This is a genomic window from Alcanivorax sp. 97CO-5 (genome assembly GCF_000524665.1).
GTDB lineage: Bacteria > Pseudomonadota > Gammaproteobacteria > Pseudomonadales > Alcanivoracaceae > Alcanivorax > Alcanivorax borkumensis.
This window is the reverse complement of the sequence record NZ_KI965903.1, coordinates 225289-250060: the sequence shown is the minus strand read 5'-3', so window position 1 is coordinate 250060 and position 24772 is coordinate 225289. Positions and strand designations below refer to the sequence as shown.

Sequence of the window (24772 nt, the reverse complement as noted above, 5' to 3'; positions counted from 1 at the left end):
ACCGCAGGAGCAATGCCCCATAGCGAAAAGCGGGGCCGGCGTCACCGACAATCGCGCCCGAGCCACCGCTCCCAACAACGATTACTGCCGAGCCTCATCCCGAAACATCCCCTTTCACTTTCAAACTCTGTTGCACTTTCCTGACCGAATTCGCTCTGCCACGTATACGCAAACCCGGATTTCCACTGTACTCTGACTCACTAGTCATCATGTTAGAACCAGAGCCCCGGGAGCACCATGTCAGCATTACCCGTTATCACCGCCATGGGCGGCATTAATGCGGCAGGCCGCAGCGCCCAGCATTTCGCCTTTCAAAGGCTTATTTTCGACGCGCTGAATCCCTCTCAGCAGCAGGACACGCTGAATTCGCTGAACCAGCTTACCGGCGCAGACCAGGATAGCGTGCTGGCGCGCACCCTGATCCGAGCGCTCCCCGATAGCCACCAACTCCACGGCGCGCTCGCGGGCACCAGCGATTCCCCTATCACCCTGGAAATGCGCAACATGGATCTGCCTGATAGCCTGGCGCCGGGCTGGCAGGTCCATGCTATAGACAAGCGCCGCAGCCACGTCACCTTACCTGCCGGGCTGGGGCTGCACGTGCCCCTCGATACCCCCCGCCGGGTCAGTGCCGCTGGCCAGTTGCCGGACGGTTTCGACCCCGGCGCCCTGTACGCGTCGCGCAGCCACCCCCGCGCGTTGCAAATGGCCATTTTCGGGATCAGCGATGCATTAGGCGATTTGGGCCTCGATTGGGCAACCGTAGCCGCCCATGTACGCCCCGATCAGGTGGCCGTGTACGCCAGCAATGCCATGTCGCAGATGGATGACAATGGCCTCGGCGGAGTAATGCGTTTTCCTCCCAACGGCCAACGCATCACCTCCAAACAAGTGCCATTGGGGCTGGGGGAAATGACCGCCGATTTCCTCAATGCCTATGTGTTGCATTCCGTGGGCACCACCGGTGGCATGCTGGGCGCCTGTGCTACCTTCCTCTACAACTTGGAAAAGGGCGTCCACGCCATTCGCAATGGTCGAGTGCGGGTCGCCATTATCGGCACTAGCGAAGCGCCGTTGGTACCGGAAATCATGGAAGGCTACCGCGCCATGGGCGCCTTAGCGGAAGACCAGGCACTGGCCGCCTTGGACGGCGCGTCCACGGCGGACTTGACCCGGGCCTGCCGGCCGTTCTCCGGGAATTGTGGCTTCACCATGGCCGAGTCCGCTCAATTCACCGTGCTGATGGATGATGCCCTGGCACTGGAGCTCGGCGTCGACATCTTGGGCGCTGTACCCGATGTATTCATTCACGCCGACGGCGCCAAGAAATCCATTTCCGCTCCCGGCGTGGGCAACTACCTAACCGTGGGCAAAGCCGCAGCCCTCACCCGCCAACTCATCGGCGAGCAGGGGCTACGTGAACACAGTTTCGTACACGCTCACGGCACCGGCACGCCACAGAATCGGGTAACTGAATCGGTCATCCTGGACCGAGTAGCGGAGGCCTTCGGTATCCGACAGTGGCCAGTGACCGCCATCAAAGCGTTTGTTGGCCATTCTCTGGGCAGCTCCGGTGGTGATCAGTTGGCCGCGGCCCTGGGCAGCTTTGCCCATAACCAGATCCCCGGCATCCGTAGCATTGACCATATCGCCGATGACGTGCACCGCCAGCACCTAGATTTCGCCATGGATCATGTCCAGCACGACAACCTGCAGGCCAGCCTGATCAACGCCAAAGGGTTTGGCGGCAACAACGCCACCGCCGTGGCTCTGGCGCCGTCAGTAACCCGGGAGATGCTGCAACAGCGCCATGGAGCCCAAGCCATGGCCCGCTGGGAGAGCCGCCGGGAAAACGTGCTGGAAGCGAAAAGCCGCTTCCGTAACCACTGCCTCAACGAGACGCCGCGGCCAATTTATCGATTCAACGATGGCGTGCTCGGCGACGAGGCAGTGACACTGAGCCGGGAAGCCGTACAGCTCAACGGCGGCACGATCATGGAGTTTGGTGACGATAGTAATCTCGCTGATTACCAACTCAATCGATAATTGTGCCTTTATGCGGCAAGCGATGCCTCACATCGCTTGCCGTCAACGCGAGAATAACCCCTTAACGAACCGGCACCTCAAAAGCCGCACAGGCCCAGCGCTGCCAACACGGGTGGTGCGATGCGGTAGCGCCATGCTCAGCCCAATGGCAACCTTCTTTACAGAATAAGGCGCGGTATAACATGAGAGATGGACCGCAAGGGACCCTGGAGGGTTTTTCAACTTTGGACCTACGGCGTTTAGCTTGGTTACCTGATAAGGTTGCCTCACTGCATGCTATGGACCAATCATGACCCGCTTGAAACTCGCCCTGTTGATTCTCCTCGCCCTGATTGCCAGCACCGCCCTGTGGCACCGTTATAAACCCATGCCCGCAGGGCTGTCGCTCAAGGGCGACCTGCATGCGGTACACGGGTTGAAACTGCTGGTGGACGATACCTGGGAAAGCGATGAAGGTGAGGGCAGCCAACGGCTTAGCCGCCAGCATATTTTTGACGAATTCTTCCGGCTGATTGGGCAGGCGGAAAAAGTGATCGTAGTCGACATGTTCCTGTTCAATGATTTTCAGGGCGCCGGCAGCGAAAGTTACCGCGCGCTGTCCGGGGAGCTAATCGATGCCCTGCTAATCCAGCGCGACAAGCACCCAGATATGCCCATCGTGGTCATTACCGATCCCATCAACACGCTTTACGGTGGGCTGCACAACAAGCCTTTGGCACGCCTGAAAAACGCCAACATCACCGTCATTACCACCCCGCTCCCTACCCTACGCGATTCCAACCCCAGCTGGTCCGGACTGTGGCGAGTATGCTGCCAGTGGCTGAGCAACAACGCCAACAAGGGCTGGCTGCCCAACCCCATGGGGCCCGGCAAGGTAACGCTACGCAGCTACCTAACGCTGCTTAACTTCAAGGCCAACCACCGTAAAACCCTGCTGGTGGATGAAGGCGCACACTGGACCGCACTGGTAACCTCCGCCAATGCCCACGATGGCAGCAGCGCCCACAGCAATATCGGGCTACGATTTCAGGGCAATGCCGTTAACGACCTACTCGCCAGTGAACTGGCCGTGGCAAAATTGGCCCACACCGCTTTGCCAACGTTGCCGACTTTACCCACACAACCAGCCAATCCTGCGGCCGATACACATTTGCAAATGCTTACCGAAGGGGCCATTCGCGACGCCCTGCTCACCACCATTGAGCACAGTCAAACGGAAGATCAGGTCGATATTTCCGTGTTCTACCTATCCCATCGCCCACTGGTGAACGCGCTGCTAGCCGCACACCACCGAGGCGTACAGCTCCGCGTACTGCTCGACCCTAACAAGGATGCGTTTGGGCGAGAGAAGAACGGCATCCCCAACCGTCAGGTGGCCCATGAATTACACAAAGCCGGGATACCGGTGCGCTGGTGTAATACTCAAGGGGAACAATGCCACACCAAGATGCTACTACGGCGCAACGCCAACAGCGCTGAGCTCATTCTTGGCTCCGCTAACTACACTCGCCGCAATTTGGATAATCTGAATCTGGAAAGCAACGTTCGTCTCACCGCCGCACCGGATCAGGCCATCATGCAACAGGCCGCTGACACCTTCGAACGGCGCTGGGAAAATCGCTACGATGAAAAACACAGCACGGACTATGAGGTGTATGCGGACGATTCGCAGTGGAAGTACTGGCTGTATCGGGGAATGGAATTTACCGGGTGGAGCAGTTTTTAATGCAAAGCCCGCGCTGTAAGCGCGTCGCTGACGCGATCAAGCAGCAAGATCAAGGGCACTTCACCACAGAGCATATGGAGCGCACAGAGCACGCGTGGATGATTTTTCTTTTCCCGGTGATTTCTGTCTCTTCTGTTGTAGGCTTGCTTTAACCGTTTGGCTATCGCGCCACCAGCGACGCGCCGACAACTCAGTTATCCGTTACCCTAGCGTCTTTCACCGGCCGGTTACGGTGCCAATCCAGCCCACTGACCAGACCATTAATCAGCCAGGCCGCCGCAGCCAAACCGCCGGCCATGGGCCAGCCCCAGCTTTGCGGCAGCAATTCTGTACCGGGAACAAACCACAGGAACAGCACCGTCTCTAGCACCGCCAGCAAGAGCGGCGCCGCCAGTCGAGCGGGGTAATGCAGCGCCACACCCAACCACCGCAACATCGCCGCGCCCATGGTTAGGCCCAACCAGATAATAATTACGCCACCGATACCCACCGCCATTGCCTTCTCCCTACCTGTTCAGTGCTGGCCGCCATAGAGTGACTCACGGCCATGGCGCACGGCCATGCCTTCGCGCACTTTTTTCGGCAAGCCGCCGACCACCAGCGCAAAAGAGTGATCGATCATGCGCTGGATTTCTCCTTCAGGAATAGAGCCATCCAGCTTGATGGTGTTCCAGTGTTTCTTGTTCATATGGTAGCCAGGCTGTACCGCAGCAAAAATATCTCGAAGTGCCAGCGCTTGGTCCGGATCGCACTTCAGGTTCATGCGCCCTTCACCGCTCTCCTCACCCAGCGTGGCAAACATTTTGCCGCGCACTTTCATCACCGCCACATCCGGGCCGAAAGGAAAGTCTTCCAATGCTTCAGGCTTACCCAAGAGATAATCTCGTACCACATCAACATCCATGTCGATCACCCGATTTTATCCAGACGCGCCGTCAATAAGGTTACGGCAACAATTGCCCTCAGATTTCCCGGGTTTCGCGGAAGCGGATATCCGGATGACGTTCCTGTGCCAGTTGCAGATTAACCCGCGTCGGCGCCAGGTATGTCAGATGCCCGGCGCCATCCCGGGACAGATTGTCATGGGCCTTGCGTTCAAAGGCAGCCAACTCTTTATCGCTATCGGCCTCAACCCACCGGGCTGTCGCTACACTGACCGGTTCATAACGGCAATCGACGCCATATTCCCCTTTCAAGCGCGCGGCGACCACATCGAACTGCAACGAGCCCACAGCACCAAGAATCACATCGTTATTACGCAGCGGGAAAAATACCTGGGTCGCGCCTTCTTCAGCCAGCTGAGTCAGGCCCTTGTGTAGCTGCTTGCTCTTGAGCGGATCATTGAGAACCACCCGCTGGAACAATTCCGGCGCGAAGTGCGGAATGCCGGTGAAGGCAAGCTCTTCGCCTTCGGTGAACGTGTCACCGATTTGGATGGTGCCATGGTTGTGCAAACCGATAATGTCACCGGAAAAGGCTTCTTCCACATTATCGCGCTCACCGGCCAGAAAAGTCAGGGCATCGGCAATACGCACATCTTTACCGGTACGCACCTGCTTGAGCTTGATACCTTTTCGATAGGTGCCCGAGCAAATACGCATGAAGGCAATGCGGTCTCGGTGACGAGGGTCCATATTGGCCTGAATCTTGAACACAAACCCCGTCATTTTGGGCTCATCGGCCTCTACCGTGCGAGCGGTAGCATCACGGGGCTGGGGCGGCGGCGCCCACTGCACCAGGCCATCGAGCATATGATCCACGCCGAAATTACCCAGAGCCGTACCGAAGAAAACCGGGGTCAACTTACCGGCCAGAAAACGCTCCAGGTCGAATTCATGGCTGGCGCCCTGCACCAGCTCCAGGGTGTCGCGCAGTTCTTCAGCGTAGTCGGTGCCCACCGCCTCATCCAACTCCGGATTGTTGAGGCCCTTAACCTCGCGCACATCCTGCACAGTATGGCCCTGACCAGTCTTGTAGAGCACGGTAGTGTCGGTGAGCAGGTTGTAAACACCCTTGAAGCTCTTGCCCATGCCGATGGGCCAGGTAATCGGAGCGCACTCAATATTGAGTACGTCCTCGATTTCGTCCAGCACGTCGATGCCATCGCGCACATCCCGATCCAACTTGTTAATAAAGGTGAGAATCGGGGTATCGCGCAGGCGACACACTTCCATCAATTTTACGGTTCGCTGCTCCACACCCTTAGCAGCGTCAATAACCATTAATGCCGAATCCACGGCGGTGAGGGTGCGATAGGTATCTTCAGAGAAATCCGCGTGGCCTGGGGTATCCAGCAAATTGACGGTGGCACCCTTGTAAGGGAACTGCATCACCGAGGTAGTCACGGAAATGCCCCGCTCCTTCTCCATCTCCATCCAGTCGGAGGTGGCGTGCTTGCCAGACTTCTTGCCTTTCACGGTGCCTGCACTTTGGATCAGGTTTCCGTACAACAGCAATTTTTCGGTAATGGTGGTTTTACCGGCGTCCGGGTGCGAGATGATCGCGAAGGTGCGGCGCGTGGCCACCTGGTCTTGCAGGCTCATGGGGCTCAATCTCTGACTGGATATTTCGAGGGCGCGAGTATAACAGCCTTCGCGGCCTGATTTCCCGTCAGACCAACCCAGACCCTTTCAGTTGGCGCTGGCGCATCAGCAGGTACAAAGCAAAGCCTAGCGCCACACCCGGCACCACGCCCAGCACAAGTGCCAACCAGCCCCCGCGCACATGGTAACGCTGGCGCTCATAAAGCACCCATATTGCCAAAATCACCCAGCACAGAATCACATCTGTGGAATAGCCAGCAGCATAAGGATTGACGAAGCCGCCCGCAGCGGCAGCCAAAATATCCGGGTTAGCCATCAGCGGCGGGATAACCAGCACCGCAAAGGCACCACAGAAGATCAACGCCACCATGATCAGCAAGCGGCGAAACAGGCTTTCGGACATGGGTAACTCTCCTTGGTAAGTACTCCTGTTACCTCTATCGTTGTCATTGATTGACTCGCTGTCCAGTTTTTATGTAGTTGCGCCTGTGTCATTGGGTAAGCAGGTAAGCTGATGTAGAGTAACCTCCTTCCCTCCTCCAATCAGGAGTTTGTCATGTCTGCCACTGCTCATTATCTTCGTTTTATAACAGTCCTTCTTGCTGTTGCCCTGCTAAGCGCATGCAGCCGAGCTCCGGGGGCCGGTGATGCCCAAAAAGCCCTTGAAGCGGAGATGCGCAACGCCCATTTGGACGGTCTGCTGGCGATTACCAACGTGGAAAAACTTAATGGCTATGAAGATGGTGAAGGCGTATACACCATAGAAGTCAGTTACAGCCTCGAAGCGGAGGAAGATCTGAGCACTTACACCAGCCAGGTTAAAGGCAACGAAGAACTCTCCGGCCTGGATCGGTTCGCCATGATCATGGCCCTGAGCGCACTGCGTGTAGAGCACGGCAACTTCAAAAAAGGCGATACTTTCCAGCGCCAACGGGTGATCCAGTTTCGGGATACAGAAAAGGGCTGGATGCCGTTGGAATAAAAAACCGCAACACGCTTCATGCTGCAACACTGGCAGGGTAAATGGCGTCCCATAACGACCACCCTGCCCGGTAGATTCCGTTAAAAGTGAACAGCGGAACAGAAAAGTGGGGGGCAATACGGCAATACCCCGCCCGCCATTCCTCCTGCACATTATCTTAGCGACGACGCCTCGCTTCGCGGGGCTCGCTCCCTCGATTGGATTTATTCGCTTGGCTCACCCTTCGAGCCGCACTATGTGCTTTAAGTCCGCTCCCGTTGATTCCTGCAAGGCTTTATAGAAAGACCGATGCGGTAGCTCGCAACAATTATTTATGCCCCGAAGCCAGCAGGCACTGCATCAACACCGCGTCTTCGTGACCATCGTGATCCTCACCCCGGCGGTAATAATTTTTGCGGATTCCAGATACCGTGAAACCCAGAGACTCGTACAGTGCCCGGGCGCTTTTGTTGCTTTCTCGCACTTCCAGGTAGATCACACTCATGGCGTCTTGCTGTGCAACCTGAATGGCTTGTTCCAGCAATCCTCGGGCCAGCCCCTGGCGCTGCCGGGCGGGCGCCACAGCGATGTTCAGCACATGGGTTTCATCAAGAACCCGCGACAAAATCAGAAATGCTACCGGCTGCCCTGCCGCCTCCACCACCTGACACAGATAATGATCATTACCGAGGCAATCGAGAAAGTGGTTACGGGTCCAAGGGGTCAACTGAGCGGCGTGTTCAATTTCCAGCACCGCCGGCAAATCCGATTCCTGCATGGCCCGAATCGGGCCGACAACATCAAACGCCATCGTAACCATGAGCCTGCATGGCTTGCCAGCTGGCTTTCTTGTGTTGGGCCGGATCAGCGAGCATTTCCGCCAGGCTGCTAATCACCAGCGCCGGTAGCTGGCCCAGTTCAAAAGGCTGATAGCGAGGTTGTTTAAACAAGGTTTCGGCCACCGCTTCCGGCAAGCACAACAACACCCGCTCTCCACCGCTCTGCTCACTAAGCCCAGCCACAAAAGCGGATAGCGCCTGAGCGGCTTCATCAGCCGGCATGGGCTGCTCGGTCAGCGGGCAAAAGAAACGACGCGGACGCTGTGGGCGCCCCTGGAACAAGGCCAACAAACTCGCCATCAGTGGCGCTTCGAACCGCCCCAGCCCTGGAGCCTGACTGTCTTCCTGGGCACATAGCAACCAGGTAGTGCCCCCCAGGTGCGCTTCCAGAGTGAACCTCAGGCCTGTGATTTTCTCTTTAGGCGGCGACGGAGCCGCAGTTGTTTCCTGCTCCTCTTTTAAAGGAGCAGCAGGCTTGGAGGAGGAAGCCTTCGCCAACGCATCGGCAGCAAAGCCTGTGGGGGCTTGCTTCCCAGCAGCAGGAGCCGAATGGGAAACTGACGCAGAATGCTGTAGGGGCGCCTCTCCCTGCGCCACGGTCGTTACGGACACATCAAAGGCAGGACCCGCCGGGGCCGCTGCACTATTCTGCTCTTCCTCCGGCCAATCTAACACCTGCGATGGCGCTGCACCGGGCAAAGGCACACGGGCCACCCAAGGCGTCAACCCCATGGCCTTCAAATAACTCTGCCGCTGCGCTTCGTTCATGAAGTGCCTCCGGTACCGCCAGACGCCGGACGCACCACCCACCACGCAAGAAGAGCACCGCCGGCTCCCTTACCGTCAGGCCTCAGACATCCGACACCAAGCATCCCCTTCATACTCCCTCTAGCGCCTGGGGATGCGCCTTTTCTACGCCGGCGGCGAAGTGATTAAGGGCATTCAGGTAGGCTTTGGCTGACGCAGTAATAATATCAACATCGGCACCATGACCGTTGACGATACGACCGCCTTTCTCTAACCGCACAGTTACCTCGCCCTGGCTATCAGTACCGGCGGTAATCGCGTTCACCGAATACAACTGCAAGGTGCTGTGGCTGTCTGCCAGCTGCTCAATGGCCTTGAAGGCAGCATCGACGGGACCGGCACCAGTGGCCGTGGCGTCCTGCTCAACACCGTCAATAGCCATCACAATGCGAGCCTGCGGTGTTTCACCCGTGCGCGCCGTCGCCTCCAGCAACACCAGCTTGAAACGTTCCTGCTCCACCGCTCGCTTGGTATCGCTGACCAATGCCTGAAGATCCTCATCAAACACTTCGTGCTTCTTGTCCGCCAAATCCTTGAAGCGCAAGAAGGCTTCGTTCATGGCCGCCTCAGACGCAAACACAATCCCCAGTTCATCCAGCCGAGCACGGAAAGCAGCACGGCCGGAATGCTTGCCCAGCACCATGCGGTTAGTGTGCCAGCCCACATCCTCGGCCGACATGATTTCGTAGGTTTCGCGATGTTTGAGCACCCCGTCCTGATGAATGCCCGACTCGTGGGCAAAAGCATTGGCGCCAACGATGGCCTTGTTCGGTTGCACCGGGAAGCCGGTAATCTGCGACACCATTTTCGAGGTGGGCACGATCTCACGAGCATTAATGCCGGTATCCACATTGAACAGGTCCTGACGGGTTTGCACCGCCATAACAATCTCTTCCAGAGAAGCATTGCCGGCCCGCTCACCTAGGCCATTAATGGTGCATTCCACCTGCCGCGCACCCGCCTGAACCGCTGCCAGAGAGTTGGCGACCGCCAACCCTAAATCGTTATGGCAATGCACGGAAAACACCGCCTTATCCGCATTGGGGATGCGCGTGAGCAACTGACTAATGGTATCGCCAAATTGCTCGGGAATGGCATAACCCACGGTATCGGGGATGTTGATGGTACGCGCACCCGCATCAATCACCGCTTCGATGATGCGGCACAGGAAATCGATTTCGGAGCGGCCCGCATCTTCACAGGAAAACTCCACATCACCCATATGATTGCGGGCATGCTTCACCGCGGCCACCGCATGTTCGACCACCTGATCCGGCTCCAAACGCAGCTTATGCTGCATATGGATCGGGCTGGTGGCGATAAACGTATGGATACGACCGGATTCAGCTCCGACCAGTGCTTCCGCCGCGCGGTCGATATCCGCCGCCTTAGCCCGCGCCAGCGAGCAAATGGTAGATTCGCGCACGGTGTCTGCAATGGCTTTCACCGAGCGGAAATCCCCTTGGCTGGCGATGGCGAAGCCGGCTTCGATGACGTCTACCCGCATGCGTTCCAGCGCCCGGGCGATGCGCAGTTTTTCATCCTGGTCCATGGTGGCACCGGGGCTCTGCTCACCGTCACGCAGGGTGGTATCAAAAATAATCAGGCGATCTTTGCTCATTGGATCTCTCGCAAATGTCCGGGGCTAATGGCTGGCCCCTTTTCACAGCAGGTTCAGGTATGTGCGCATTCTACACCAGCCGCAGGGTGCGCAGCACGGCCTCACGCAGGGCTTCCCCCGCTTCACGTCCGGCAATACCTTCCGCAAGCCGGAGCTTCTTGCCATCCACCTTGGCATACAGGGTCATGTACTCGGTCTTGCGGCCATTACTGGTGCTGCTCATGCCACTTTCCAGCACCAGCTGGTCGGCGTTAAGCAGCTGTCCCTCGCGGCGGAACAACACAATACCCAACCAGCGCCGTTGATTGCGCACCTCGCCACCACGCACCCAGGCATCCAACCGACGCGCCAGGGTATACAGGGTAGCAAGCACCATCGGGTAACCAATCAAACCGAAAATACTGCCCATGATATACAGCATGAAGCCTTCTTCTGCGGCCTGAACAAACAGGAAGGTGCCCACTGCTGCAAAGGCACAGCCAAACACCAGCAACCCCAGCTTCATGCCCAGGTTGCGGCCAGCCCGACTGATCAGGTGCAGGCCCTCACTCGTCTGCTCTACCTCAATTTGCTGGTTGGCTGACTCCAGCGCATCCATTTTACGGTCTCGCTGATCTGCTTCTACATGAGAGTCAGGCAGCTCATAGCGGCTAGAGCCACTGCCCGCTTCCACGGGTACCTCCCAGCTTCGTTTCAGCGCCCGTCCCTGAACCTGGCCATCCAGCTCCACACGCCAACGAATCCAATCCTTTCGCCCACTCACACTCCGATCGCGCTCCCGCGTGGCCGGCTGATCCGCTGGTGCATCGAAACAAAATTGGATCTCGGTGCCACTTTGAACGGGGCGACACCAAGCCCGCTGCCGGTTCTGCCAGCGGATGCTTTCACGGGTTTTGCGGTCTTTTCCAGAACCGCTGTAATAACAACGGATACAGCTAAGCCAGACCGTCACCGACTGCTCAGCGGACAAGGCGCGACCCAGCTGAATTGACCCGCCAACCTGTCCGCCGGCCTGGCCCGGTTGCGGATCCAGCGCCAGAGGGGTTGGACCAAAGAACCGGTAGTTATTGCGCATTCTCAAGCCCGCCAAAGCGATTCCAGCCCCGGCAAGCGGAAACAGAAGGACCAGCAAAATCATATAATTGCCACGGCTGACTTCCTTCCAGACCTCCAAATAGGCAGGAGACGGCAACAGAATAAACACGGCGCCAAAGCCCACCATAAGCCAGTGACCCGATTTCTCTCGGCTGCTGTATTGACCCGTCCCAGAGACCGTCTGAGGGTCTCTTCCCCGACGCATCAAGTACATCACCCCGCCACCCACCAAGGCAAAAACGCCGCCGAAGGTCAGCCCGAAAATGAGTGTGCTCCAACGAAAGGTTCGATCCAGATACGCCTGGGTTGGGTTGGACGGGTTCACCCAGGCTTGCAAGGCACGGTTGCTGGCACGGGCACGATCCAGCCGGCTGCTAAGCTGTTGCCAATAGTCACCCACATTATCACTGCCGCTATATAGCCCGACCTGATCGCTGGTGAAGGTCTGCCCCTGGAAGGAATACCGGTAACGGGCGGTGACGCTATAGGTGCTAGACCCATCAGAACGATGACGATGAAGTTCACTGCTAAGCACCGTGGCCGGCACCCGCTCCCACTGACCAGACAGCAGATACTTACCGACAGGGAGCAGCCCCACATACACCATCACCGCTAGCCCAGCGAATAGAAAAATGCCGCCAAACAGATACCCGCCAACGCCCGCTTTTTTATTCTCGTTTTGCTCTTCTATCGACAAAATACGATCCCCCCGTGATCAAACCCCAAAGCAACGCACCACTGACCGCACCATAAAGATGGGCGTTCACATACACCCGACCATCAATCCACCCTTGCAGGTAATCCACGTCATAGCCCGGCAAGTGCTCACTGATAATGCGTCCGATAATGACCGCCAACACGACTGAGTGCAGCACCGGATTCCCCCTCCACCCCATGAGCAAACAGAGCACCAGCAGCCCATGCAAGATACCCGACAGCCCCACATAATGTTGCAGTTGCGGATCCAATATCAGCAAAGCGACACCAGTGGTAATGCCACAGAACAACAGCCATGCCCACAAGCGGGCGCGATCCAGTAAATCTTCAAAAAAATAGCCACAGAGCAACAGCCCGCTCAAATTCAGCAGCAAATGCCAATGATTCAGATGCACAAGATGGCACGTAAGAATCCGCCACCACTGCCCCTGCTCAATCGCAACGCGATCGAATGCCAGCCAGGGGTTCACCCAGGAAGAGGCCAGCCCCAGCACAATCATCACGACCACCAACCAGGCGAAGTGCGGACGGAGTTTTTTATCTCTGGGTTGCATGCTATTGCCTCTCGAGGATGAACGGGTATTAAGCCACAAGCCACAAGGCATGAGATACAAGCCGCAGGATGGACGTGTACAAATTCTGACAGGGCGAAACCCGGGACCTAAATAAGCGGCACAACGCATCCGTTAGCGGCATGCCCGCGACATCGAACCCGGCGGCAGCTTATAGCCTGAAAATTGTCTATGTCCTAAAAAAAGAAAACCCCGCACAAGGCGGGGTTCTCTTTGGAGCGTGTTAAGCGCTGATGATTTACATCATGCCGCCCATACCGCCCATTCCACCCATGCCGCCCATGTCTGGGGCGCCGGCACCGGCGTTTTCTTCCGGCTTGTCCGCCACCATGGCTTCGGTGGTGATCATCAGGCCAGCAATGGAGGCCGCGGCCTGCAGAGCAGAACGGGTCACTTTGGCGGGATCGAGAATACCCATTTCCAACATGTCACCGTATTCACCGGAGGCTGCGTTGTAGCCGTAGTTACCTTTGCCATTACGCACTTCCTGCACAATCACGGATGCTTCCGCGCCGGCGTTATAGGCGATCTGGCGAAGCGGCATTTCCAGCGCACGGAAAGTCAGGGCAATACCGGCGTTCTGCTCGTCGTTGTCACCTTTGATGGTGCCAACATTGGCTAGAGCGCGAACCAGAGCAACACCACCGCCCGGTACCACACCTTCTTCTACCGCAGCACGGGTAGCGTGCAGAGCATCGTCAACGCGAGCTTTCTTCTCTTTCATTTCAATTTCGGTGGCAGCACCGATCTTGATTACCGCAACACCGCCGGCCAACTTGGCCACGCGCTCTTGCAGTTTTTCTTTGTCGTAGTCAGAGGAAGAGTTTTCGATTTCCTTGCGGATTTGCTCCACACGGCCATCAATATCTACCTGCTGGCCAGCGCCATCAACAATGGTGGTGTTTTCCTTGTCGATGTTCACTTTCTTGGCGGTACCCAGATCTTCCAGGGACGCATTTTCCAAGCTCAGGCCCACTTCTTCGCTGATGACGGTGCCGCCGGTGAGGATGGCGATATCTTGCAGCATGGCCTTGCGACGATCACCGAAGCCCGGCGCCTTCACAGCGGCACACTTGATGATGCCGCGCATGTTGTTCACTACCAGGGTAGCCAGCGCTTCGCCTTCAATGTCTTCAGCGATAATCAGCAGCGGCTTGCCTGCTTTAGCCACATTTTCCAGGGCTGGCAACAGCTCACGGATGTTGGAGATCTTCTTGTCCACCAACAGGATGTACGGGTCTTCCAGTTCGACCTGCATCTTTTCCTGGTTGTTGATGAAGTAAGGGCTCAGGTAACCGCGGTCAAACTGCATACCTTCAACCACGTCCAGCTCGTTCTGCAGAGACTGGCCTTCTTCAACAGTGATAACCCCTTCCTGGCCCACTTTTTCCATGGCCTGGGCGATGATCTCACCAACAGATTTGTCGGCGTTGGCAGAGATAGTACCTACCTGCTCAATGCTCTTGGTGTTGTCGCACGGAGTAGATAGCTTTTTCAGCTCTTCCACTACGGCCGCAACGGCCTGATCGATGCCGCGCTTCAGGTCCATGGGGTTCATGCCCGCGGTTACGGACTTCAGGCCTTCGTTCACGAACGCCTGAGCCAGCACGGTGGCGGTGGTGGTGCCGTCACCCGCTTCGTCGTTGGCCTTGGAAGCCACTTCCTTGACCATCTGCGCACCCATGTTCTCGAACTTATCTTCCAGTTCGATTTCGCGGGCAACGGAAACGCCATCTTTAGTGATGGACGGGGCGCCGAAGGATTTTTCCAGCACCACGTTACGGCCTTTCGGGCCCAAAGTTACTTTGACGGCGTCTGCCAGAATGTTGACGCCTTTAGCCATACGTTGACGAGCTTCGTCACGGAACAAAATTTCTTTAGCCATGTTTCTATACCTCTGCAATTCTGTACCCAGTAATGGGCTGAATGCCCTTGCGGGCGTTCGATGTCTGTCTGGAGCGGAACTGGGTTACCCTGGCTATTCGCCTTAAGCGCTGAGCCTTGCAACCCTTGGCCTTCGCAACTTAGTCTTCGACGACGGCCAGAATTTCAGCTTCGCTCATGATCAGCAGCTCTTCGCCTTCCACCTTCACGGTGCTGCCGGAGTATTGGCCGAAGATCACCGTATCACCGGCTTTTACGTCCAGCGGACGCACATCGCCATTTTCGGTGATTTTGCCATTGCCCACGGCGATAACTTCACCACGGGACGGCTTCTCGGCAGCGGAACCAGGCAGCACAATACCGCCAGCAGATTTGGTTTCTTCCTCTTCACGGCGAACCAGCACGCGATCATGCAAAGGACGGATGCTCATTTTTCCTTAAACTCCCAGTTAGTTCTTCGACACCCGAGTCGGCACAATGGCCGGACTCAATAGTCAGAATTAGCACTCTCATGAGTGGAGTGCTAATCATAGTAAGGACACCAGAACAGTCAACAAGAAATACCGGCACTGGCCAATGATTCCCTTTGCCTGCCTGTTGGCCGTGGAATGGGGTCGCCACGGCGGGATTCAAGAGCTGGAGAGGAAAAAATCTCCCGGAACAGATCCCCGCGCCACGGCTACACTGCGCTTGCGCACGGCACCGGGCGGATACCGTCAATCATGCCGCGCTCTGCCAGCCACTGTGCTGTCCGCCCTCCATACCAACGGCGCCACCGCACTGCCGTGCCAATAAATACACAATCGGGCTTCTGCTTCCTGGTGCATTCAACGCCCGCTCATCCGTTTCCCGTTTTGCTGCAGGCCTGAGCAATCCGGTCATTGGCCTGCCTCCTGCGCCTCACCATAATCCGTTGCACCATGAACCGACACTGTAAGGAATCACCATGGAATTGAACCAGAAAGTGATTGTTGTAACCGGCGCCGGCCGTGGCTTGGGCCGTGGCATCGCCACCTTTTTTGCTGGTAAAGGCGCCCGGCTAGCCTGTGTGGATCTTAACCAGGAAGACTTGGATGCCACCGTAGCCGCCTGCCAAGCGGCCGGTGGCGAAGCACGCGCCTACCTGGCCAATGTGGCCAAAGAAGAAGAAGTGGAAGCGCTGTTCAACAATGTGGTGGCCGATTTCGGCACCCTGCACGGTCTGGTCAACAACGCGGGCATAACCCGCGATGGGCTACTCATTAAAGCCAAAGAAGGTGAATTGATCAGTAAAATGAGCTTGCAACAATGGCAAGCCGTGATCGACGTGAACCTGACAGGGGTGTTCCTGTGTGGCCGGGAAGCCGCCGCCAAAATGGTGGAAACCGGCGTCGAGGAAGGCGTGATCGTGAACATTTCATCCCTGGCCCGTCATGGCAGCTTTGGCCAAAGCAACTACTCTGCTGCCAAGTCAGGGGTAGCGGCCATGGCCGAGGTGTGGGCGAGAGAACTGGCCCGCTACAACATCCGCACCGGGGCGGTAGCACCGGGCACCATCAATACCGACATGCTAGCAGCCATGAAACCGGAAGCCCGCGATCGGTTGGTGCAGGCGGTACCGCTCAAGCGCTTGGGTGAAGCGGAGCACATTGCTCGCAGTGTGGCCTTCATTTTCGAGACCGACTATTTCACCGGTCGCTGCATCGACATGGATGGCGGTCTGCGCTGAGCGGCAAGCCAGCATGCTGTTCTGGCTAAATAAAAGGGCAAGCCTTCGCGGCCGCCCTTTTATTTTTTCCGTTTTTCCTTGTAGCTTGAAGCTTGTCGCTTGAGGCTATAGCCCCATGAATCCAGAATTCCGAGAGGCTGTTTACCAAATTATTGCGGCCATCCCACCGGGCAAAGTCAGCAGTTATGGCGCCGTGGCTCGCCAGGCAGGCTTTCCGCACCATGCTCGTTTTGTCGGCCGGTTGATGAGCCAGTTACCCGAGGATACCCGTCTGCCTTGGCACCGGGTGTTGCGCTCCGACAGACACATTGCCTTAGTCGGCACACCCGCAGGGCAGATTCAAATACAACGATTACGTGACGAAAATATTCCGGTAATAAATGATCGCGTGCCCAAGCCTTATTTTCTTGTCCCACAATGAACCTAAATCGCTCCGCAGGAACAAAGCGTTTATGATGAGTCTTTTCCTCATCAGCAATACCCGCTAAGAGCCCTATGCCCTCACAATCTTCTAGCTGGCAGCAATCCCTAAAGGCCTTCCTGCACCCCCGTGTGGCGACCATGTTCTTTTATGGTTTTTCAGCGGGTATTCCTCTGCTACTGATTTTTTCCTCGCTATCACTATGGCTACGCGAGGCCGGCATCGACCGTTCCACTGTCACCTACTTCAGCTGGGCAGCGCTGGCGTATTCATTTAAGTTTCTCTGGGCACCACTGATTGACCGCTTGCCTGTGCCAGCCCTTACGCGCTGGCTAGGCCGACGGCGGGCCTGGTTGCTGGTGGCACAACTGGCCGTTGCCGCTGCTATTTTCAGCATTTCCCTGGTCGACCCAACCCAACCTGGCGCCCTGAATTTGATGGCCTTTGCGGTAGTGCTGCTGGGCTTCACCGCCGCTACCCAGGATGTGGTGATCGATGCTTACCGGATTGAATCTGCCGGAGCGGAATTGCAGGCGATGATGTCTTCGTCCTATATCGCCGGCTACCGCATCGGCATGCTCACCTCCGGAGCCGGCTCACTGGTGTTGGCCAGCTGGCTCGGCTCCACCAGTGAGTCTTACCGCTATGCCGCCTGGCAAAACACCTATGCCCTCATGGCGCTAACCATGCTGGTCGGTGTCATCACTACCCTGATCATTCGTGAGCCGGCCAATCCCAGACCTTCAAACGCACACTACAGCAGCCGCCAATACCTCAAGTTCTTAACCCTGTTTGTGGCGGGCATCGCCGCCTTCGTGACGGTGTACGTGCTCACCGCTGGAGCGGCCTCCGCACTGCGGCAAACGCTGACTGACGCGATGAACAACGGCGCCTTATCCGGCCTGGTGGTGGAAACCCTTAGGTTGGCTCTGGCAATCACTCTGGTGGCCGCATTACTCAAGACACTCTCCCTAACCCCGCTATATGACAAACAACTGGTGCAAGAAAGTTACCTCGACCCGGTGAAGGATTTTTTCCAGCGTTATGGCAAACGCTTGGCGCTGTTGCTGCTGGTTTTCGTAGGGTTTTATCGCGTTTCCGATATTGTCCTTGGCGTTATTTCCAACGTCTTCTTTGAAGACATGGGGTTCACCAAAACCGAAATTGCCGGGGTGGTAAAAACGTTTGGTTTGTTCATGACTATCGCCGGTGGTTTTCTGGGCGGCCTGCTGGCCATGCGTCACGGTGTCATTCGGGTACTTTACCTCGGCGCCTTTCTCACCGTAGCCACCAACCTGCTGTTTCTGTGGCTGGCTTATGCAGGCCACGATATCCGCATTCTCTATGCGGTGATCTCCGCCGACAACCTCACCGCGGGCCTGGCCAGTGCCGCCTTTGTGGCCTTCCTGTCCCAGCTCACAAATGTGTCCTTCACTGCCGTGCAGTACGCTATCTTCAGCTCATTGATGACCTTGTTACCGAAAACCATTGGCGGGTATTCCGGCAGCATGGTGGACAATTTGGGCTACCCGGGCTTTTTCCTACTGGCCAGCCTGATGGGCGTGCCAGTGCTAGGCCTGATCTATCTGATCCAGCGACATAGCGCCTTTAAGGACTAACCCCACCATAAAAAGACTCGGCAATCACCAGGATACCCTGCGGCCCATGGGGCAGCTCTGTCGCCTGCAGTAAAGATCACTTTACGCTGATCATCCATTAGCCCCAGCATCACCATTGCCGTCTCAGCAGGCATCAAAAACCCGAAGATAATGCTCGACCAGGCCCGCCTGGAACTGAAGCGGCGCTGGCGGAAAAGCATATCGCGGCCAGCGCAAATAGCTTACGGCTTGCTTCGCATTAGAAACCATCAGCGGTTTACCCTTACAGTACGGGGCAACACGTTTGCTAGACACAGAGAAAAACCTCCTTTTCCTTCACTACAGAGCTTACTATTTCTCCATGACTGAACCTCTTCCCCACTGGTATCTGCTCGGTGCCGGCAACATGGGCACACTAGCGGCTTGGTATCTGACTCGTGCCGGGCATACCGTCAGCGTGGTCACCAATAGCCCGCGATTACCACTGCAAAAGCAGCTTATCTTTGCTAATCAACGCATGTCGCTCACCCTGCCCTGCGTCAGCCCAGCCGAGCTGCCCCCCGCCATTAAACATGTGCTGGTAGCCAGTAAAACACCGTACACGGACTCGGCGTTACAGAGGGTGAAAGGCCATCTCAACAACGAGACACAGGTGCTGCGCTTCCAAAATGGGGTAGGCGCGCTGGATGGTCGGCTCCCTTCAGGCTCCGTCATGCTGGAAGCGATTACCACCAGTGCAGTAAAAGGGCAATCGCCACAGCACACCATCGTGGCGGAAAATGCCACATGGATCGGCGGCACTGCGCAACCACCTGAATGGTTTGAAGGCCTTCAAATTCACTGGCCCAGCCTGCACTGGGAAGCGGACATACGCCTAGTTCAATGGAGGAAACTGGTGGCTAACGCGGTGATCAATCCGCTCACCGCCTTTTACGATATACCTAACGGCGCACTCATGAACGACCCCGCCCTGCTAGACCAAGCCCGAACCCTGTGCAGCGAAGCCGACGCCCTGCTGGCAATACTAGACTCGCAGTGGCCTGGGGATTCATTCACGGCCGTGCTAGAGGTGATCCGCGATACAGCCGACAACACCTCCTCCATGCGCGCAGATTACCAACGAGGTGCCACGACGGAAATCGAGGCCATCAATGGCTGGTTACTCCGCCAAGCGAAAAACCAAGGCATGGACCTGCCCAGCCATCGCCGGCTAGTTGAGGCGCTCACATCCACGCCCTAGCGGACAATTGCAAAGCCCTTTGCATGTGCATGCTCAGCCATTCAGATTGACTCACAATCTATACTTCTTCAGGGCACAACGCGCGATGCAACACACACGCTCCCCGTCTTCAGGACGCGCCAAGTGTGCAAAGGGCTTTTCAACAGCCTGCTGAGCGCCAACCTCTGGTAAGCTCCCCTGCGAGAAGGTCTCATTGTTCGGAGGATAAATGTTCACTCGCTGCTCTATTCACCAACGCGCGCTTTTTATACCCGCAGCTGCCAGCTTGCTATTAACTGTCCCGCTTGCGGGTATCGCCAACGAAGCCGACAGCACATCGGACACCGCTCCCGGCCGCCATGCTCTGGGCACCGTAAAGGTCAGTGGCGCCAGCAACAACAGCTTGGCGGGTGAACTCCCCACCGGCACCGTGGTGATCGACCGAGAAGCCATCGACAGCCTACCGGCAACAAACCTTGCGGAAGTGCTGGACAGCGTAGGCGGTCTGCAAAGCAGCCGCCTGTATGGCATCAACGGCAGCAGAACCAGTGTAGACCTGCTCGGTTTCGGCGCCACTGGTAACCAAAACACCCTGATTCTGTTAAACGGTCGTCGGCTATCCAACATCGATCAAGCCCCGCCGCAACTAACCGGCCTCCCCCTTGCGGCCATTGAGCGCATCGAAGTGTTGCCTGGGGCCGGAGCCGCCCTGTACGGCAACGGCGCTGTAGGCGGGGTGGTTAACATTGTTACCCGCCGCCACTACCGCAATAGTGCCGGGGTGGAAATCCACAGCGGCAGTTACAGCAACGTGGGCGGCAATGTTTATGCCACCGGCAGCCATGACAACGTGAGTGGAGCCGTGGCCCTGAGCACGCAGGACAGCGACAGCTATCGGGACAACAACGCCCTGCGCAACGACAGCGCCTTCGCCGATCTGCGTTACCATCAAGACCGCTTTGAAGCGTATTTCACAGCCAACGGCGAGACACAATCCCTGGACCTACCCGGTGGCCGCGATCCACGAGCATTCAACAATGACCCGCAAGGCGCCGATACCCCCAACGATGAGGCCGAACAGGAAAGTTACTGGCTGATGCCTGGCATACGTATTGGCATGGCCGGCAACACTGCCCTAACCCTGGACGCCAGCCGCCGCCGTCAAACCCAGGAATACCGCTACCCCTCCGGCGGTTTCAATGGTGAATCCGTGGTCGACAGCTACAGCTTTACCCCCAAGCTAGAAGGCCAGACCGCCACCGGCAGCGCTATCCATAACTGGACCTTAGGCTTCGATCTGCACGAATACGATTACACCAGCCGCACCAATTTCGGCGATCGTGAGCTAGAACAGAGCCAGCGTGCTTGGTACGTGCATAACCTGGTTAGCCTAACCCCGAAACTGTCTGTCAGCGCCGGCGCCCGCCATCTGGAAAGTACGCTCAGCGGAGAAGGTGCCGACAAGGAACAAGACGGTGAAATGTACGAGGGGGGCATCCGTTATACGTTCACTGGCAACTTAGCCCTTTTCGCCGGCGCCCAGCGCAGTGTGCGAATCGCCAACGTGGATGAGCTTTCGCCCTTTAATCCGCCCGCTGATCCACAAACTGGCCACAGTTACACCACCGGGGCCAGCTGGTCGCAAGGACGTCAGCATTCCACCCTCACCTTCTGGCGTGCCGAAATCGATAACGAAATTGTTTACGACCCCATCGCTTTCGCCAACCGCAATCTGGATGATCGGACCATTCATAAAGGCGTTAGTATCAACTCCCATTGGCAGCTGGATAAAGATATCACCTTCACCGCTAATGCCAGCGCCCAACAAGCCCGCTTTGATGGCGGACCATTCAGCGGCAACGATGTGCCCCTGGTACCCGAACACACCATGAAGTTAATCGCCGACTGGCAGGCGCTATCCTGGCTATCCGCCCAGATCAGCCACCGCTATGTGGGCGACCGACACTACGATGCTGACCTGGACAACGAATACCGTAAGTTGGACCACTATCGCACCACTGATCTGCAACTGACTGCCCGCTATCGCAAACTCTATCTCAAAGCCGGTGTCTACAATCTGGAAGATAACGTGAACGCCGACTACGGTAACTACAATCCGGCCAGCAGCAGCGCGGTACTCTACCCGCTGCCAGAACGCCATTACCGAGTTGCACTGGGCATGGAGCTGTAATGAGTGACACCAACAAAACCCGCATCAACCGGGTTATAACCCGCACCGGCGATGCCGGCGAAACCGGACTGGCCGACGGCTCTCGAGTAAGCAAACATGACCCTCGCATTGTGGTTCTCGGCGAGCTCGACGAACTGAATAGCGCCCTTGGGGTGTTACGCGCACGCCCGCAGGATGCAGATTTGGATGCGTTGTTGGGTTTAATACAGCAAATGCTGTTCGACATCGGCAGCGAACTGGCGATTCCCGGCCACAGGGTAATTGATGATCATGACCTGGTAGAGATGGAATCCCAAGCCGATACTATTAATGCCGAACTGCCACCACTGAAAGAGTTTGTCCTTCCTGGTGGGCACCCTGATGCCGCTTGGTGCCACCACTGCCGCACTGTGGCACGCCGACTGGAACGCCACGTGATAGCCCTGCGCGACGCCGACGAAGACGCGGTCAATCCCGTAAGCCAGGCGCTGATCAACCGGCTTTCCGACCTGCTCTTTGTCATGGCACGGCTAATCAACCTACGCCACGAGCACCCTGAAACTTTGTGGGTCCCCAAAGCGGACCGCTAACAGCGCGCCACATGCCCGATGCTTGAGGCCAAACATGAAAAAAAAGAGCGCCCATTCCTGTGCGTTTCTTTACCTGGCTTCAGGCGTGTGGCTTTGTATTATGGAAAGATTGTGCAAACCGGCCCACCTCTAACGCTAGCGCGCTACACTGAATGCCCTGACTGATGATGTAGCGCCATGGGTATTCGCAATAAACTGTTTCTGATTTTCCTGGGCACCTTTCTGGTTCTTATCCTAGCCGCCAGCGGATTCTATTATCTGTCTTTCGTGCGTAGCCTCGACACTTACTTGGACGAACGCCAGCAATCCCAAGTGGAACGTCTAGCCAATCACCTGGGCAACCTGTACCAACAGCAGGGCTCTTGGCAATTTCTTCGCGATGACCCCCGTCGCCTCAAACGGCTTTACTGGCTAGCCGGGGATCGAGAGGAAGGAAAAGACGAGCGCGGCGATCACCGCCGCCTGCAATTGCTCGATGCCCACAAGCGTGTGCTGTTTGGCCCGCCTGCCCCGGAAAAATACCGTATTGACGTTCCTATCCAAGATAATAGCCGCATCGTGGGCTATCTAACCTACCCAGATCAGGAAGCTATTCGCGACAAACTAGACCGCCGCTTCATAGGCCGGCAACTTCGTTTTGCCCTGTGGATGCTCTGTGTGGGGCTTGCCTTATCTCTACTGGTCTCCTGGCTGCTGGCCCGCCATCTGGTGGCACCAATTCTGGCGCTCTCACGCCATACAAGAGAATTACAGGAAGGTAATTACGACTCTCGCCTGGCCAGTGATCGCCGGGATGAGCTCGGCACCTTGACCCGCCAGGTCGACCAGCTCGCCGAGCGGCTCGATCAGGGCCAACAGGCGCGTCAGCGTTGGTTCTCAGATATCGCCCATGAACTGCGCACTCCGGTAGCCATTCTGCAAGGCGAGCTAGAAGCACTTTGCGATGGCATACGACCATTGAATCAGGAAAGCCTGAAAGGATTAGAAAGTGAGGTCGCTCAACTTACCCACCTGATTAACGACCTACACGACCTGGCATTGGCCGACGGTGGCAATCTACGCTACCAGTTCCGTTTGGAAGACCTGAGCAGCCTAATAGAAGACGTTCTCGACAGTTATCAAAGTTCGTTCGCACAACGTGGTATCACCTGTAAAACCAACTTACCCGACCAAGCTCTGATCCAACAGGATCCTGTGCGCCTACGTCAGTTACTGGATAACCTGTTCCAGAACAGCCTCAAGTACACCGCCGACGGCGGCGAGCTATCGGTGTCCCTGAGCAAACAGGAAGACAATACCTGGCAATTGACGGTGGACGACAGCGCACCTGGCGTCTCCGACGATGCCCTACCTAAACTGTTTGATCACTTGTACCGAGTTGAGAGCTCGCGCAATCGCCGCACCGGCGGGTCGGGCCTGGGACTGGCCATTTGCCAACGCATTGTCCAAGCCCATGGCGGAGTGCTTCATGCAGAGCACAGCCCTCTGGGTGGGGTTCGTATCCATATTTCGTTACCGGGACATGCCCTATGAGCCACATCCTGATCGTAGAAGATGAGCCTCGCCTGTCACAACTTGTGGCAGATTATCTACATCACGCTCATTTTCAGACAAAACAAACAGACAGCGCCAAAGCTGCCATGGCCATGGCCCATGAGCAGTCCTTTCAAGCGATCATACTAGACTTGATGCTACCCGACGGAGATGGCATGGAGGTGTGCAAGACCATCCGCCAGCACAGCAATGTACCGATTATTATGGTCACTGCCCGGGTTGATGAAGTGGACCGGCTACTGGGGCTAGAACTGGGCGCAGATGATTACATCTGCAAACCCTTCAGTCCTCGCGAACTGGTGGCCCGGGTGAAAGCGGTGCTACGACGCGCCAACCCCGAATCCCCCGAACAAGAGCACAGCTTGCAACTGGACGAGGAACGCTACGAAGCCATTCTCAAACAGCCACAGGGCCAGCAACGCATTGGCCTTACCGCTATTGAATTTGCCTTGCTGAGCACTCTCTCTCGCCAGCCCGGCCGTATCTGGTCCCGAGACCAGCTAATGGACGAGATATACAACGATCACCGCGTGGTTTCCGACCGCACCATCGACAGCCATATTCGTAAATTGCGCCGTAAACTCAGCGACGGCGATGAGCAGTCCCATGACTGGATTGGCAGTGTATACGGGGTAGGGTATCGGCTAGAAACACCATAACGGCCCCAAGGTTCGAACCTCAAACTGCACGTTAAAACGCCC

General features: G+C 56.8%; 23 protein-coding genes. 12 read left to right on the top strand and 11 right to left on the bottom strand.

Annotation, left to right across the window (positions count from 1 at the left end; genetic code table 11):
* Positions 1–237: 237 nt before the first annotated feature.
* The 3 genes from Y017_RS10505 to Y017_RS15460 all read left to right on the top strand — a co-directional run bounded on the left by Y017_RS10505 (position 238) and on the right by Y017_RS15460 (position 3924).
* Positions 238–2046 (top strand): beta-ketoacyl synthase, encoded by a 1809-nt coding sequence (locus Y017_RS10505; RefSeq protein ID WP_035460697.1) that lies wholly within the window; start codon positions 238–240, stop codon positions 2044–2046.
* Between the two features lie 289 nt (positions 2047–2335).
* A complete protein-coding gene (locus tag Y017_RS10500; RefSeq protein WP_035460695.1) occupies positions 2336–3772 on the top strand; it encodes a phospholipase D family protein in 1437 nt (478 codons plus the stop codon).
* Complete coding sequence (locus Y017_RS15460; RefSeq protein WP_155849260.1) at positions 3757–3924, top strand: hypothetical protein; 168 nt, start codon at positions 3757–3759, stop codon at positions 3922–3924. Before Y017_RS10500 ends, Y017_RS15460 begins: the two co-directional genes overlap by 16 nt.
* 38 nt (positions 3925–3962) lie before the next feature.
* Here the strand turns inward: Y017_RS15460 and Y017_RS10495 are convergent, their stop codons facing one another.
* From Y017_RS10495 to Y017_RS10480, 4 genes are all read right to left on the bottom strand, one after another.
* A complete protein-coding gene (locus tag Y017_RS10495) occupies positions 3963–4268 on the bottom strand; it encodes a hypothetical protein (RefSeq protein WP_035460693.1) in 306 nt (101 codons plus the stop codon).
* Between the two features lie 18 nt (positions 4269–4286).
* Positions 4287–4676, bottom strand: a complete 390-nt coding sequence (locus Y017_RS10490) for an MmcQ/YjbR family DNA-binding protein (RefSeq protein WP_035460765.1) — start codon at positions 4674–4676, stop codon at positions 4287–4289.
* Between the two features lie 58 nt (positions 4677–4734).
* The gene (gene prfC, locus Y017_RS10485) at positions 4735–6315 is read right to left on the bottom strand and encodes a peptide chain release factor 3 (protein WP_035460691.1); all 1581 of its coding nucleotides are present in this window, start codon (positions 6313–6315) and stop codon (positions 4735–4737) included.
* Positions 6316–6382: 67 nt separating this feature from the next.
* A complete protein-coding gene (locus Y017_RS10480) occupies positions 6383–6718 on the bottom strand; it encodes a DUF2834 domain-containing protein (protein ID WP_011587927.1) in 336 nt (111 codons plus the stop codon).
* 153 nt (positions 6719–6871) lie between these two features.
* Here Y017_RS10480 and Y017_RS10475 point away from each other — a divergent pair, with 153 nt between their 5' ends.
* Entirely contained in the window at positions 6872–7297 is a 426-nt protein-coding gene (locus Y017_RS10475; protein WP_011587926.1) for a hypothetical protein, read from the top strand.
* A gap of 307 nt (positions 7298–7604) precedes the next feature.
* Here the strand turns inward: Y017_RS10475 and rimI are convergent, their stop codons facing one another.
* The 7 genes from rimI to Y017_RS10440 all read right to left on the bottom strand — a co-directional run bounded on the left by rimI (position 7605) and on the right by Y017_RS10440 (position 15242).
* Complete coding sequence (rimI, locus tag Y017_RS10470) at positions 7605–8087, bottom strand: ribosomal protein S18-alanine N-acetyltransferase (RefSeq protein ID WP_035460689.1); 483 nt, start codon at positions 8085–8087, stop codon at positions 7605–7607.
* Complete coding sequence (locus tag Y017_RS10465; protein WP_035460687.1) at positions 8077–8883, bottom strand: hypothetical protein; 807 nt, start codon at positions 8881–8883, stop codon at positions 8077–8079. Before Y017_RS10465 ends, rimI begins: the two co-directional genes overlap by 11 nt.
* A 109-nt stretch (positions 8884–8992) precedes the next feature.
* Entirely contained in the window at positions 8993–10543 is a 1551-nt protein-coding gene (locus tag Y017_RS10460) for a 2-isopropylmalate synthase (protein ID WP_011587923.1), read from the bottom strand.
* Positions 10544–10613: 70 nt separating this feature from the next.
* Entirely contained in the window at positions 10614–12335 is a 1722-nt protein-coding gene (locus Y017_RS10455; protein WP_035460685.1) for a DUF3592 domain-containing protein, read from the bottom strand.
* Positions 12307–12909, bottom strand: a complete 603-nt coding sequence (rrtA, locus tag Y017_RS10450) for a rhombosortase (protein WP_011587921.1) — start codon at positions 12907–12909, stop codon at positions 12307–12309. Before rrtA ends, Y017_RS10455 begins: the two co-directional genes overlap by 29 nt.
* A 256-nt stretch (positions 12910–13165) precedes the next feature.
* Positions 13166–14812, bottom strand: coding sequence for a chaperonin GroEL (gene groL / locus Y017_RS10445; protein ID WP_035460683.1), 1647 nt, complete (start codon positions 14810–14812; stop codon positions 13166–13168).
* Positions 14813–14951: 139 nt separating this feature from the next.
* Positions 14952–15242, bottom strand: a complete 291-nt coding sequence (locus tag Y017_RS10440) for a co-chaperone GroES (RefSeq protein ID WP_011587918.1) — start codon at positions 15240–15242, stop codon at positions 14952–14954.
* A gap of 515 nt (positions 15243–15757) precedes the next feature.
* Between Y017_RS10440 and Y017_RS10435 the strand changes: the two genes are divergently transcribed.
* The 8 genes from Y017_RS10435 (at position 15758) to Y017_RS10395 (ending at position 24730) form a co-directional block, all read left to right on the top strand.
* Positions 15758–16519: an SDR family oxidoreductase gene (locus Y017_RS10435; RefSeq protein ID WP_035460681.1), complete on the top strand. Its 762-nt coding sequence runs from the start codon at positions 15758–15760 to the stop codon at positions 16517–16519.
* Positions 16520–16634: 115 nt separating this feature from the next.
* Positions 16635–16940, top strand: a complete 306-nt coding sequence (locus Y017_RS10430) for an MGMT family protein (RefSeq protein ID WP_011587916.1) — start codon at positions 16635–16637, stop codon at positions 16938–16940.
* Positions 16941–17014: 74 nt separating this feature from the next.
* Positions 17015–18559 carry an MFS transporter gene (locus Y017_RS10425; protein ID WP_011587915.1) on the top strand — a complete coding sequence of 515 codons (1545 nt, stop codon included), beginning with the start codon at positions 17015–17017 and terminating at the stop codon, positions 18557–18559.
* A gap of 340 nt (positions 18560–18899) precedes the next feature.
* On the top strand, positions 18900–19778 hold the full coding sequence (locus tag Y017_RS10415) for a ketopantoate reductase family protein (RefSeq protein WP_035460675.1): 879 nt from the start codon (positions 18900–18902) through the stop codon (positions 19776–19778).
* A 208-nt stretch (positions 19779–19986) separates the two neighbouring features.
* Complete coding sequence (locus Y017_RS10410) at positions 19987–21948, top strand: TonB-dependent siderophore receptor (protein ID WP_011587913.1); 1962 nt, start codon at positions 19987–19989, stop codon at positions 21946–21948.
* A complete protein-coding gene (locus Y017_RS10405; RefSeq protein ID WP_011587912.1) occupies positions 21948–22517 on the top strand; it encodes a cob(I)yrinic acid a,c-diamide adenosyltransferase in 570 nt (189 codons plus the stop codon). The genes Y017_RS10410 and Y017_RS10405 overlap by 1 nt, the downstream gene beginning before the upstream one ends.
* A 177-nt stretch (positions 22518–22694) precedes the next feature.
* Positions 22695–24050, top strand: coding sequence for an ATP-binding protein (locus Y017_RS10400; protein ID WP_011587911.1), 1356 nt, complete (start codon positions 22695–22697; stop codon positions 24048–24050).
* Positions 24047–24730, top strand: a complete 684-nt coding sequence (locus Y017_RS10395) for a response regulator (RefSeq protein WP_011587910.1) — start codon at positions 24047–24049, stop codon at positions 24728–24730. Before Y017_RS10400 ends, Y017_RS10395 begins: the two co-directional genes overlap by 4 nt.
* Positions 24731–24772: the final 42 nt, after the last annotated feature.

Bases quoted from the DNA above. Each gene is read 5' to 3' on its own strand.
- Y017_RS10395 (WP_011587910.1), top strand. From the start codon at position 24,047: ATGAGCCACATCCTGATCGTAGAAGATGAGCCTCGCCTGTCACAACTT.
- Y017_RS10480 (WP_011587927.1), bottom strand. From the start codon at position 6,718: ATGTCCGAAAGCCTGTTTCGCCGCTTGCTGATCATGGTGGCGTTGATC.
- Y017_RS10440 (WP_011587918.1), bottom strand. From the start codon at position 15,242: ATGAGCATCCGTCCTTTGCATGATCGCGTGCTGGTTCGCCGTGAAGAG.
- rimI (WP_035460689.1), bottom strand. From the start codon at position 8,087: ATGGCGTTTGATGTTGTCGGCCCGATTCGGGCCATGCAGGAATCGGAT.
- Y017_RS10415 (WP_035460675.1), top strand. From the start codon at position 18,900: ATGACTGAACCTCTTCCCCACTGGTATCTGCTCGGTGCCGGCAACATG.
- Y017_RS10460 (WP_011587923.1), bottom strand. From the start codon at position 10,543: ATGAGCAAAGATCGCCTGATTATTTTTGATACCACCCTGCGTGACGGT.
- Y017_RS10400 (WP_011587911.1), top strand. From the start codon at position 22,695: ATGGGTATTCGCAATAAACTGTTTCTGATTTTCCTGGGCACCTTTCTG.
- Y017_RS10465 (WP_035460687.1), bottom strand. From the start codon at position 8,883: ATGAACGAAGCGCAGCGGCAGAGTTATTTGAAGGCCATGGGGTTGACG.
- groL (WP_035460683.1), bottom strand. From the start codon at position 14,812: ATGGCTAAAGAAATTTTGTTCCGTGACGAAGCTCGTCAACGTATGGCT.
- Y017_RS10475 (WP_011587926.1), top strand. From the start codon at position 6,872: ATGTCTGCCACTGCTCATTATCTTCGTTTTATAACAGTCCTTCTTGCT.
- Y017_RS10495 (WP_035460693.1), bottom strand. From the start codon at position 4,268: ATGGCGGTGGGTATCGGTGGCGTAATTATTATCTGGTTGGGCCTAACC.
- Y017_RS10500 (WP_035460695.1), top strand. From the start codon at position 2,336: ATGACCCGCTTGAAACTCGCCCTGTTGATTCTCCTCGCCCTGATTGCC.
- rrtA (WP_011587921.1), bottom strand. From the start codon at position 12,909: ATGCAACCCAGAGATAAAAAACTCCGTCCGCACTTCGCCTGGTTGGTG.
- Y017_RS10435 (WP_035460681.1), top strand. From the start codon at position 15,758: ATGGAATTGAACCAGAAAGTGATTGTTGTAACCGGCGCCGGCCGTGGC.
- Y017_RS10490 (WP_035460765.1), bottom strand. From the start codon at position 4,676: ATGGATGTTGATGTGGTACGAGATTATCTCTTGGGTAAGCCTGAAGCA.
- Y017_RS10410 (WP_011587913.1), top strand. From the start codon at position 19,987: ATGTTCACTCGCTGCTCTATTCACCAACGCGCGCTTTTTATACCCGCA.
- Y017_RS10425 (WP_011587915.1), top strand. From the start codon at position 17,015: ATGCCCTCACAATCTTCTAGCTGGCAGCAATCCCTAAAGGCCTTCCTG.
- Y017_RS10430 (WP_011587916.1), top strand. From the start codon at position 16,635: ATGAATCCAGAATTCCGAGAGGCTGTTTACCAAATTATTGCGGCCATC.
- Y017_RS10505 (WP_035460697.1), top strand. From the start codon at position 238: ATGTCAGCATTACCCGTTATCACCGCCATGGGCGGCATTAATGCGGCA.
- Y017_RS10405 (WP_011587912.1), top strand. From the start codon at position 21,948: ATGAGTGACACCAACAAAACCCGCATCAACCGGGTTATAACCCGCACC.
- prfC (WP_035460691.1), bottom strand. From the start codon at position 6,315: ATGAGCCTGCAAGACCAGGTGGCCACGCGCCGCACCTTCGCGATCATC.